General features: G+C 71.6%; 8 protein-coding genes. 4 read left to right on the top strand and 4 right to left on the bottom strand.

What is annotated here, in order from left to right; translation table 11 throughout:
* Positions 1-402: 402 nt before the first annotated feature.
* From N1F89_RS19285 to argH, 4 genes are all read right to left on the bottom strand, one after another.
* Complete coding sequence (locus N1F89_RS19285) at positions 403-2,970, bottom strand: TIGR02302 family protein (protein ID WP_354670340.1); 2,568 nt, start codon at positions 2,968-2,970, stop codon at positions 403-405.
* Between the two features lie 202 nt (positions 2,971-3,172).
* The gene (gene lysA, locus N1F89_RS19280) at positions 3,173-4,438 is read right to left on the bottom strand and encodes a diaminopimelate decarboxylase (RefSeq protein ID WP_290086064.1); all 1,266 of its coding nucleotides are present in this window, start codon (positions 4,436-4,438) and stop codon (positions 3,173-3,175) included.
* Between the two features lie 28 nt (positions 4,439-4,466).
* Positions 4,467-4,673, bottom strand: a complete 207-nt coding sequence (locus N1F89_RS19275) for a lipoprotein (RefSeq protein WP_290086063.1) — start codon at positions 4,671-4,673, stop codon at positions 4,467-4,469.
* Between the two features lie 91 nt (positions 4,674-4,764).
* Complete coding sequence (gene argH / locus N1F89_RS19270) at positions 4,765-6,186, bottom strand: argininosuccinate lyase (protein ID WP_290086062.1); 1,422 nt, start codon at positions 6,184-6,186, stop codon at positions 4,765-4,767.
* 47 nt (positions 6,187-6,233) lie between these two features.
* Here argH and N1F89_RS19265 point away from each other — a divergent pair, with 47 nt between their 5' ends.
* The 4 genes from N1F89_RS19265 to N1F89_RS19250 all read left to right on the top strand — a co-directional run bounded on the left by N1F89_RS19265 (position 6,234) and on the right by N1F89_RS19250 (position 10,888).
* Positions 6,234-6,893 (top strand): TlpA disulfide reductase family protein, encoded by a 660-nt coding sequence (locus N1F89_RS19265; protein ID WP_290086061.1) that lies wholly within the window; start codon positions 6,234-6,236, stop codon positions 6,891-6,893.
* A gap of 123 nt (positions 6,894-7,016) precedes the next feature.
* Positions 7,017-8,060, top strand: a complete 1,044-nt coding sequence (locus N1F89_RS19260; protein WP_290086060.1) for an AI-2E family transporter — start codon at positions 7,017-7,019, stop codon at positions 8,058-8,060.
* A 48-nt stretch (positions 8,061-8,108) separates the two neighbouring features.
* Complete coding sequence (locus tag N1F89_RS19255; RefSeq protein WP_290086059.1) at positions 8,109-8,480, top strand: MliC family protein; 372 nt, start codon at positions 8,109-8,111, stop codon at positions 8,478-8,480.
* A gap of 116 nt (positions 8,481-8,596) precedes the next feature.
* Positions 8,597-10,888, top strand: a complete 2,292-nt coding sequence (locus N1F89_RS19250) for an acyl-CoA dehydrogenase (protein WP_290086058.1) — start codon at positions 8,597-8,599, stop codon at positions 10,886-10,888.
* Positions 10,889-11,039 lie beyond the last annotated feature (151 nt).

The following is an 11,039-nucleotide window of genomic DNA, read 5'->3' as shown; positions in this document are numbered from 1 at the left end:
TTTTTGCAGGGATGGCGGCGCCTTGCGGCGAACGCCGGCGCCGCCCCTCATCCGCCCCTTCGGGGCACCTTCTCCCCGCGTGCGGGGAGAAGGGGTTGATGGCGAGCGACGCGGATGACCCACTGACACCTTCTCCCCGCGTGCGGGAAGAAGGGAGCGTTTGCGCCCCACAGGTAATCGAGGATCGCCCCTTCTCCCCGCATGCAGGGAGAAGGGGGGCGGCCACCGTTCGCACCGCAGCATTCCCGGCGCGGCCGACCGTCTCGCGTGCGGCCGTCGCAATGACGGGATGCGGCGCGTGTGCTGGAGCCGTGCTGCGTTTCGCGAAATCGCAGACCGGCTGCAGCTTCTGGTCTTGACGCGTTTGCGGCCGGCGAACCGGTGTGCACTGCGCCTGGAACGCTAGCGGATGTTGAGCAGCCGCTCGAGATACTCGCGCTCGACCTCGGGGCTCAGCGCGTCGCCGAGCCGGCGGCGGATCGCCTCCAGGATCTCGCGGGCGCGCTGGATGTCGATCTCGTCGGGCACCTCGACCGTGTCGCCGAAATCGGGACCGGTGGTGGCGCGCGGCCGGCCGAGCGGGTCGCGGTCGGCGTTCTGCTGGCGGCCGCCTTCCTCGCCGCCGCCCTGCTGGCCGCGCATGGCCTGCTGCATCTGGTTCATCATGTCCTGCGCGCCGCGGCGCAGCGCCTCCAGCGCGCGGCCCTGCTCGCCGACGGCGCGCTCGCCCTCGCCGCCGCCGAGCGCGCTCTCGGCCTGGCCCATCGCCTCGCCGGCCTCGCCGAAGCCTTCGCCCGGCTGGATGCCGAGGTTCTCAAGCCCGCGCATCAGCGCCTCGAGCTCGCCCTGCAGGTCGCCCTGGCCCTGCTGCAGGCCGCGCAGCGCCTCGGCGAGCTCCTCCGGGCTCATGCCCTGACCCTGGCCGGGCTGCTGGCCGTCCTCGCCGCGCTGGCCGGGCTGGCGGCCCTGCTGACCCGGCTGGCCGGGCTGGCGCTGGCCGCGCTGCATCTGGTCGAGGCGGAAGGTCTCGTTCATCATCTCCTGCTGGCGGCGCATGATCTCGCCCAGCCGGTCCATCTGCTGGCGCATCTCCGACTGCTGCTGGCCGCCCTGCTGCTGTTGCTGCTGGCGGCCGGCCTGCAGGTTGTTCATCATCTCCTGAAGCTGCGACAACAGCTCCTGCGCCTGGTCGCGGGCGCCCGAGCGGGCCAGGTTCTCGATCTGGTCGAGCATGCGCTCCAGATCGCCCTGCCGCATCATCTCGCCATCCTGCGGCATCTGCTGCGCCAGGTTGGGGTTCTGCATGGCGCGCTCGGCGAACTCGCGCAGGAACTCGCGCATCGCCTCGCGCAGCTCGGCCATCAGGCGCTCGATCTCCTCGTCGCTGGCGTCGTTCTCCAGCGCCTGGCGCAGCGCCTCCTGCGCCTGGCGCAGGCGGCGCTCGGCCGCCGTCAGGTCGCCGTCCTCGATGTTGCGGGCGACCTCCCACATGTAGTCGACGACATCGCGCAGCGCGGCGTCGCTTCCGGCCATGGCAAGCCGCGTGCGCACCGTGGACAGGCCGAGAAAGTGGGCGGCGTTGTCGAAGGTGTCCTCGGGCCGCAGCGTCAGCGCGTCGATCAGGTCGACCACGCGGCGCTGCGCGTTGGCGTCGAGCGCCAGCATGCGGCGCTGCTCGATCAGCGCGCGGGCGAGCGGGTTGGTGAACGGCCACTCCGGCAGCACGATCGTGCGCGTCTCGCTGCGCGCGGTCTGGCCGGCCGCGTCGCGCGCCTCGAGCGTCAGGCGCACGCGCGCGCCCGACCAGGGATGCTCGGTCAGGTCGGCGCTGCTTTCGGCGGTGCCGTCGCCGCGCCGCGCGGGCACCGACAGCGCCATCTCGGGCGGGCCGTAGAGCGGCCGCGCCGCCTCGTCCGGCGCGGCGAGCGCGAAGTCGGCTTCGGCGGCGGTGGCGCCGTGGTCGTCGTCGATCTGGTAGGCGAGCTCGAGCGCGCCGTTGACGGCGCGCGCGGGATCCTCGGTGAAGCGAATGATCGGCGGCGTGTCGGCGACGACGCGGAAGCGCCAGCTCTTGAGCGTCTCCTCGCCGCGGCCGAGCGTCGCCGTCGCGTCGCCGGAAAGCCGGCGCGTGAACTGCCGCGCATCGCCGCCGGGCGCCGGGTCGGCCGCCGCGCCCTCGGCATCGGGCGCGCCGTCGAGCACCAGCGTCTCGTCGCCCGAACCGCCGGCCACGCGCACGGCGAGCTCGCTGTTCTGCGGCACGGTGAAGGTGCTGGTCTCGGCATTGGCGTCCGCCGTCAGGAAGATCGGCGCGGTGTTGGTGTAGGCGGGCGGCGTCACCCAGGCGTCGATGCGCGCCGGGACCGCGGTCGCGCCCGCGGCCGAGCGGAAGGCGTCGCCGAGCCGGCCGCCGAACGGGCCGGTGGAAAAGGCGAAGGCGACGACGAGCAGCAGCGCGGCGGCCGCGCGCAGGCCCCACGGGTCGCGGTCGGGCACGCGCGTGCGCGGCAGGTCTCCCGTCAGGTTCTTCAGCCGCGCCGCCATGCGGCGCCGGTGCTCCCGCCACAGCGCGTCGGCGAAGGCGTCGCCGGCCGACAACCGGTCGGTCTGGGTCGACACGGGGGCATGCTCGAGCCGGTTGGCGCGCTCGATGCGCCGGTCGATCTCGGCGGCGGCCGGCAGGCGGAAGCCGCGCAGCGGCCACAGCGCGGCGAGCGCGGCGAGCGCGAAGCCGGCGACCAGCGTCAGGCGGGCCCAGTCGGGCAGGGCGCGGAAGACGCCGAGCCAGGCGAGGCTGAAGAACAGGCTGACGAGCACGACGAGCGGCAGGACCAGCGGCCAGGCCCGCTCGACCGTCATCGCCGCTCCGGTGACGAGGCGCGTGGCCGAAAGCCGCGCGGGCAGGAGCTGCGCCGGCGCCTCCGCGCCGCGCGGCGCTGCGGACTGGCTGTCGTGCGGAGCCTTCGCCATCGGCCCTTTCCCGGCCCGCATGCGCGCCGTCGCGCGCCGGACCGTGCGGTTGCGTCACCGCAAGACAATAGCAAGAAAGACGGCGAAGGCGAGGCGGGCTGGCGAAATCGTGATCGCCGGCGCAGCCGTGGCGTCGATGCGCTCGCACCGCGCGCCACGGCGCCCGGACGCCGGCGGCGACGTCGCGCCGGACGCGCCGGCGCTACAGCCAGTCGGGCAGCGAATCGAGGCCGATCAGGTCGTCATAGGTCGGCCGCGGCCTGACGACGTGGAAGCGGTCGCCGCTGACCAGCACCTCCGGCACCAGGAGGCGGCTGTTGTAGGTGCCCGACTGCACCGCGCCATAGGCGCCGGCCGAGCCGACGGCGACCAGGTCGCCCGGCTTTAGGCGCGGCAGCGCCCGGTCGTGCGCCAGGTAGTCGCCGGTCTCGCAGACCGGGCCGACGACGTCGACCAGCATGGTCTCGGCGCCCGGCGCCGGCTCGGCGACCGGCCGGATGGCGTGGTAGGCGTCGTAGAGCGTCGGCCGGATCAGGTCGTTCATCGCCGCGTCGACGATCAGGAAGGTCTTGGCGTCGCCGTGCTTGACGTAGATGACGCTGGAGACCAGCACGCCGGCATTGCCGGCGATCAGCCGGCCGGGCTCGAACACCACCTTGACACCGAGCCGCGTGACGTGCCGGCGCACCACCGCGGCATAGGCGTCGGGCAGCGGCGGCGGGTCGTCGTCGTGGCGGTAGGGGATGCCGAGGCCGCCGCCGAGGTCGACATGCTCGATCGAATGGCCGTCGCCGCGCAGCGTCTCGGTCAGCTCGGTGAGCAGCGCGAAGGCGGCGTCGAAGGGCTGCAGCTCGGTGATCTGGCTGCCGATGTGCATGTCGATGCCGGTGACGCGGATGCCCGGCAGCGCGCCGGCCCGGCCGTAGACGGCGCGCGCGTGCTGCCAGGGAATGCCGAACTTGTTCTCCGCCTTGCCGGTGGCGATCTTGCGGTGGGTGCGCGCGTCGACGTCGGGGTTGATGCGCAGCGACACCGGCGCCGTGCGGCCCATCGCCACCGCGCGCTGCGACAACAGCTCGAGCTCCGGCTCGCTCTCGACGTTGAAGCACAGGATGCCGGCCGACAGCGCGGCGTCCATCTCGGCCGCCGTCTTGCCGACGCCGGAAAACAGGATCCGCCCGGCCGGGATGCCGGCGGCCAGCGCCCGGCGCAGCTCGCCCTCCGAGACCACGTCGGCGCCGGCGCCGAGCCGCGCCAGCGTCGCCAGCACCGCCTGGTTGGAGTTCGCCTTCATGGCGTAGCAGACCAGCGAATCGAGATCGGCGAAAGCGCCGGCGAAGACGCGGTAATGGCGCTCCAGCGTGGCGGTGGAATAGCAGTAGAACGGCGTGCCGACTGCCGCGGCGATCGCCGGCAGCGGCACGTCCTCGGCGCACAGCACGCCGTCGCGGTACTGGAAGTGGTTCACCGGCGCTGGGCCTCGCGATGATGCCGGGTCAGTCGATCAGCGGATCGAGGATGAAGCGACGGTCCTCGACCGGCGGCTCGGGCTCCGGCGGCAGCGGCTCGTCGTTGCGCTCGGCCTGCTTGCGCGCCTCGACCGCCGCCTCGTAGGGCGTGTCGAGCGGCGCCTTGCGGCCGCAACCGGCAAGCGCCAGAGCGGCGGCGAGCGCGGCGAATGCAAGATATTTCGATGCCGTCATGTCGCCGAGCCGTCCCGTTGGTCGTGTTGCCGCGTGCGCATGGTTCTAGACCATGATGGCGAAAGGTGTGAAGCGGTTTTCCGACGATGCCTCAGCGGCCTTTCGCCCGCCGCGCATCGCGCTTCAGGCGTTTGCGCCAGCCGCGGATCTGGCGCCGCACCTCGCTCGGCGCCGTGCCGCCATAGGAGGTGCGGCTGCGCACCGAGCTCGCGACCGACAGCACCGAGAAGACGTCGTCGGTGATCGCGGGATGGATCGCCTGCAGGTCGGCGAGCGCCAGCCGGTCGAGCGGCCGGCCGCGCTCCTCGGCCAGCGCCACGGCGCGGCCGGTCACGTGGTGCGCCTCGCGGAAGGGCAGGCCCGCCTCGCGCACCAGCCAGTCGGCGAGGTCGGTCGCGGTGGCGAAGCCGGCGCCGGCGGCGCGCTTCATCGCCGCCTTGTCGACCGTCAGGTCGCCGACCATGCCGGTCATCGCCGCCAGCATCAGGTCGAGCGTCTCGGCGGCGTCGAAGACGGCCTCCTTGTCTTCCTGCATGTCCTTGGAATAGGCGAGCGGCAGGCCCTTCATCACCGTCAGCAGCGCCACCAGATGGCCGTTGACGCGGCCGGTCTTGGCGCGGATCAGCTCGGCGGCGTCCGGATTCTTCTTCTGCGGCATGATCGACGAGCCGGTCGAGAAGGCATCGGACAGGCGCACGAAGCCGAACTGCGGCGTCGACCACACGACGATCTCCTCGGCCAGCCGCGACAGGTGCGTGGCGCAGATCGAGGCGGCCGACAGGAAGTCGAGCGCGAAGTCGCGGTCCGACACGGTGTCGATCGAATTGCGCGTCGGCTCGCGGAAGCCGAGCGCGGCGGCGGTGCGGTGGCGGTCGATGGCAAAGCCGGTGCCGGCCAGCGCGGCGGCGCCGAGCGGGCACTCGTCGAGCCGCTCGAGAGCCGCCTCGACGCGCGACAGGTCGCGGCCGAACATCTCGACATAGGCCATCAGGTGATGGCCGAAGGTGACCGGCTGGGCGCTCTGCAGATGGGTGAAGCCGGGCATCACGGTCGCCGCGTGCTCCTCGGCGCGCGCCAGAAAGACCTCGATCAGGCCGCGCAGCGCCCCGGCCGTGCGCTGCAGCTCGTCGCGCACCCACATGCGGAAGTCGAGCGCCACCTGGTCGTTGCGCGAGCGCGCCGTGTGCAGGCGGCCGGCGGCCGGGCCGATCAGCGCGGCCAGCCGCGCCTCCACGTTCATGTGGATGTCCTCGAGGCGCGGCTCGAAGACGAAGTCGCCGGCCTCGATCTCCGCCAGGATCGCCTTCAGCCCGTCGGCGATGCGCGCCGCGTCCTCGGCGGTGATGATGCCGGTCTCGGCGAGCATCGCGGCATGCGCCAGCGAGCCGCGGATGTCCTGCGCGTAGAGCTTGCGGTCGAAGCCGATCGAGGCGTTGATCGCCTCCATCACCGCCGACGGCCCCGCGGCGAATCGCCCGCCCCACATGCGGTTGCTGGCAGTCTTGTCGCTCATCGTGCTAACCGGTCCTGGACTATGTCGACCCTGGCGAACGGGAAAAAATGCAGCTTCCGACCTTCCGCCTGATCGCGCTGGCCGCAGTCGCGGGCCTCCTGGCCGGAGGCCTTGCCGTATACGTGACCGGCGGGCCCTCTGGCAACAACGGTTCCGGCAGGCAGGCCGGGGCGGGCGACGTCGCCGCCTGCACGCCCGATCCGGCGACTGTGGCGGCCGTCCGGCAGGCGGCGAGCGGCGAGGTGGCGGCGATGCTGGTGGCCGACGCGCCGCGCTCGCTCGCCGACCTCGCCTTCGACGGGCCCGACGGCCAGCCGATGACGCTCGGCGACCGCGAGGGCAAGACGCTGCTGGTCAATCTGTGGGCGACCTGGTGCGCGCCGTGCCGCGCCGAGATGCCGGCGCTCGACGCGCTGCAGGTGGCCGAGGGCGATACGGACTTCGAGGTCGTGGCGGTCAATGTCGATGCCGGTGACGACGCCAAGCCGAAGGCCTTTCTCGCCGAGATCGGCGTCGAGAACCTCGCCTTCTATCGCGACGAGACGATCGAGCTCTTCAACACGCTGAAGCGGCGCAACTTGGCGCTCGGCCTGCCGGTGACGCTGCTCGTCGACGAACGGGGCTGCCTGCTCGCCCACATGAACGGCCCGGCGGAATGGGCGAGCGAGGATGCGCGACGGCTGATCCGGGCGGCAACCGGCGGCTGAGCCGGCAAAGGCGCGACACGGCGCGTTGCGCGGCGCGGCGATCGCCGGCATTGTCGTGCGCGATGAACCCGAGCGCGGCGGGCGCGCCCGCCGCCAGACGACGCGATCGCCGGCTGGCCACGCATGTCCCTGAAGAAGCTGCAGCTCTCCTTCTATCTCACCGCCTTCGCGGCGCTGATCTGCTGGATCCTGTATGTCGGCCAGGCCGTCATCCTGCCGATCGCGGTGGCCGTCATCGCCGCCTACGTGCTGTCGACGGCGGCCGATGCGATCGGCCGGCTGCCGGTCGTCGGGCGGGCGCCGACCTGGCTGCGCTATCTCGCCGCGCTGCTCGTCTTCGTGCTGCTGCTCGCGCTGGTCGTCGTCCTGGTGTCGATGAGCTTCGAGAGCCTGGTGGCGGCGATGCCGCGCTACCAGGCCAACATCGTCGCGATGGCCGGCCAGCTCGCCGAGATGTTCGGCGTGCAGAACAAGCCGACCTGGGAGACGATCCGCGAGATGACGCTCGAGCGGCTCGACCTCGGCGGCTGGATGATCGCCATCGTGTCGTCGACGGCGAGCATCTCCGGCCAGCTCACGCTGATCGTCATCTACACCAGCTTCCTGCTGGCCGAGCGGCTGCTCTTCGCCGAGAAGCTGAAGCTCGCCACCGGCCGCGAGGAGGCCGGGCGCATCATGTCGATCTATCACGAGATCCACTACAAGGTGGGCGCCTATCTCGGCACCAAGACGCTGGTCAACATCATCCTGGCGGCGATCTCCTACGTCATCATGGTCGCCATCGGCATCGATTTCGCCTTCTTCTGGGCGCTGGTCATCGGCGTGCTGAACTACATTCCCTACATCGGCTCGCTGGTCGGCGTCGCCTTCCCGGTGATCCTCGCGGTGGCCCAGTTCGGCGCCATCAGCCCGGTCCTCGTGGCGCTGGTGCTGCTGACGCTGGCGCAGGTCTATGTCGGCAACAAGCTGGAGCCGTCGATGATCGGCAAGTCGGTCAATCTCAGCCCGTTCGTCGTGCTCGTCTCGCTTGCGTTCTGGTCGGCGCTGTGGGGGCTGCCGGGGGCGATCCTGGCCATTCCGATGACCTCGATCATCGTCATCGCGCTGGCCGCCAGCCCGTCGACGCGGCCGGTGGCGATCCTGATGTCGAGCGACGGCAAGCTGTAGCCGGCTGCCGCCCTGCCTTTTTTCTTCCGGACAGCCAAGGAGCCCGTCATGCCGAAATCCGCCGCACTCCTGCCCGCCGTGCTCGCGGCGGCGGTTTCCGCCTGCCCCGCCAAGGTGCAGGCCGCGGAATTCACCGTCGCGGTGCCGGAGGCCGCGGCGGTCGAGCGGCGCAGCGTCGCCTATGCCTGCGAGGATGGCGGCGCGCTGACGGTCGACTACATCAACGCGGCCGACGTCTCGCTCGCCGTCTTCGCCTGGCAGGACGCGACGGTGGTGGCCGCCGTGGGGCCGTCGGGCTCGGGCGCGCGCTATGTCGGCGGGCGCTACGTGTGGTGGACCAAGGGCGCGGCGGCGACGCTGCACGACGCGCTCGCCGGGCCGGACGCCGCGCCGCTGGCAAGCTGTCGCGCGACGCCCTAGATTCGGGATGACGTCCAAGCTCCGCCGCCGGGCACGCGCGCCCGGCGGACGAGGAACCGCGCGATCCGGCGCGGCGTTTCCCGCGAGCGAGTTTCGAACAACACAGGAGCGCTCCGATGAGCCTGCGCACCTTCCGCCGCGACCGCATCACCAAGCCGATCTACGAGTGGGCGGCCAAGATCATGCCGCCGATCTCGGAAACCGAGCGCGACGCCATCGACGCCGGCTCGGTGTGGTGGGACGGGGCGCTGTTCACCGGCAATCCCGACTGGAACGAGCTGATGGCGCTGCCGCCGGCCCGGCTGTCGCAGGAGGAGCAGGCCTTCATGGACGGCCCGGTGCGCGAGCTGTGCGCCATGGTCGACGAGTGGAAGCTCGTGTGGGAGGACCGCGACCTGCCCAAGCCGGTGTGGGACTTCATGCGCGAGAAGAAGTTCTTCGGCATGATCATCCCCAAGAAGTACGGCGGCCTCGGGTTCTCCAACACCGCCCATTCGGAGGTCGTGCGCACCGTGTCGTCGGCCAGCGTGGTTGCGGGCGTCACCGTGATGGTGCCCAACTCGCTCGGCCCCGGCGAACTGCTGATGCATTTCGGCACCGACGCGCAGCGCGACCACTGGCTGCCGCGGCTGGCCGACGGGCGCGAGATCCCGTGCTTCGGCCTGACCTCGCCCGACGCCGGCTCCGACGCCGCGGCGATGACCGACACCGGCGTCGTCGAGTACGGCACGTTCGAGGGCGAGGAGGTGCTCGGCGTGCGACTCAACTTCCACAAGCGCTACATCACGCTCGGCCCGGTGGCGACCGTGATGGGGCTGGCCTTCCAGATGCGCGATCCCGACAACCATCTCGGCCGCGGCGAGGATCTCGGCATCACCGTGGCGCTGCTGCCCACCGCGACGCCCGGCGTCAGTCACGGCGACCGGCACGTGCCGCAGTTCACCTTCTTCCAGAACGGGCCGCTCTACGGCAAGGACGTGTTCGTGCCGCTCGACCGCATCCTCGGCGGCGAGAAGCAGATCGGCCACGGGTGGAAGATGCTGATGACGGCGCTGGCGGCCGGGCGCGGCATCTCGCTGCCCTCGCAGTCGGCCGCCTCGGCGGCGATGTGCGCGCGCGCCACCGGCGCCTATGCGCGCATCCGCAGCCAGTTCAACCTGCCGATCGGCCTGTTCGAGGGCATCCAGAAGCCGCTCGCCGACATCGCCGCCAACGCCTATCTGATCGACGCGGCGCGGCGCGTGACCATCGCCGGGCTCGACCAGGGCCACAAGCCGTCGGTCGTGTCGGCGATCATGAAGTACCACGCCACCGACCGCATGCGGCAATCCATCGAGCACGCGATGGACATCCATGGCGGCAAGACGATCATCGACGGGCCGAAGAACTATCTTGGCAGCCACTACCGCTCGGTGCCGATCGGCATCACGGTGGAGGGCGCCAACATCCTGACGCGCAACCTGATGATCTTCGGCCAGGGCGCGATCCGCTCGCATCCCTACATGCTCGACGAGCTCCTGGCGCTGTCGGACGAGGACGAAAAGCGCGGGCTCGACGGCTTCGACAAGGCGTTCTGGCGCCATGTCGGCCACGCGCTGGCGACCGCCGGGCGCGCCTTCGCGCGCGGCTGGACGGGCGGCCGCATCGGCCCGGCGCCGCTCGGCACGGCGATGGGGCACCACTGGAAGCAGCTCTCGCGCTATGCGGCGGCCTTCGCGCTGCTGTCCGACCTGTCGCTGCTGACGCTCGGCGGCGCGCTCAAGCGCAAGGAGATGATCTCCGCCCGGCTCGGCGACATCCTGTCGGAGCTCTACCTGCTCGGCGCGGTGCTCAAGCGCTTCGAGGAGGAGGGCCGGCCGGAGGAGGATCGCGTCATCGTCGACTACGTGATGGCGCAGGGCCGGGCGCGGCTCGCCGACGCCTTCACCGGCGTGCTCGACAACCTGCCGGCCCGCTGGGCCGCGCTTGTCGTGCGGCTCGTCGCCTTCCCGGCCGGCGTGCCCGATCCGACGCCGTCGGACCGCGACACCACCGCGGTGGCCGAGGCGCTGATGCGCGATTCGCCGCAGCGCGAGCGGCTGACGCCCGATCTCTATCTCGGCGAGGGCCATGCCGAGCATCCGATGAAGGATCTGGAGAAGGCCTTCGCGCTGGTGCTGTCGGTGGCGCCGATCGAGAAGAAGATGCGCGAGGCGAAGCTGCGCGACCGGCAGGCGGCGCGCGACAAGGGCGTCATCAGCGCCGACGAGCTCCGGCGGCTCGAGGAGGCGGAGGCGGCCGTCGACGCAGTGGTCGCCGTCGACGCCTTCCCGATGGCCGAGGTCTCGCCGATCGCCGCGCAGCACAAGGCGCCGACCAAGCCGGCCAGGACGCGGCGCCAGCCGCAGCGGCGCGAGGCGGCCGAGTAGCCGGCCCGCGGCAGGGCGCCAGAGCCGGTCGGCCTTTCGCCGACTCGCAGAACCGCGCTATAGCGTTTCCAGGCGAAGTGGAAACCGGTTCGCCGTTCGGAAACGCGGGAAAACAATGAGTTAGAGCCGGTCTGCGATTCCGTGAAACGCA

Origin of the sequence: Aquibium sp. A9E412 (genome assembly GCF_030398335.1) — a bacterium.
Classification (GTDB): Bacteria; Pseudomonadota; Alphaproteobacteria; order Rhizobiales; family Rhizobiaceae; genus A9E412.
Note: the sequence above shows the minus strand (reverse complement) of the source record. Positions and strands in the feature narration are given on the sequence as shown.

What these genes read in the sequence shown, in the direction of transcription:
- N1F89_RS19285 (WP_354670340.1), bottom strand. Translation starts at nt 2,970, where the DNA reads ATGGCGAAGGCTCCGCACGACAGCCAGTCCGCAGCGCCGCGCGGCGCG.
- N1F89_RS19275 (WP_290086063.1), bottom strand. Translation starts at nt 4,673, where the DNA reads ATGACGGCATCGAAATATCTTGCATTCGCCGCGCTCGCCGCCGCTCTG.
- argH (WP_290086062.1), bottom strand. Translation starts at nt 6,186, where the DNA reads ATGAGCGACAAGACTGCCAGCAACCGCATGTGGGGCGGGCGATTCGCC.
- N1F89_RS19265 (WP_290086061.1), top strand. Translation starts at nt 6,234, where the DNA reads ATGCAGCTTCCGACCTTCCGCCTGATCGCGCTGGCCGCAGTCGCGGGC.
- N1F89_RS19260 (WP_290086060.1), top strand. Translation starts at nt 7,017, where the DNA reads ATGTCCCTGAAGAAGCTGCAGCTCTCCTTCTATCTCACCGCCTTCGCG.
- N1F89_RS19255 (WP_290086059.1), top strand. Translation starts at nt 8,109, where the DNA reads ATGCCGAAATCCGCCGCACTCCTGCCCGCCGTGCTCGCGGCGGCGGTT.
- N1F89_RS19250 (WP_290086058.1), top strand. Translation starts at nt 8,597, where the DNA reads ATGAGCCTGCGCACCTTCCGCCGCGACCGCATCACCAAGCCGATCTAC.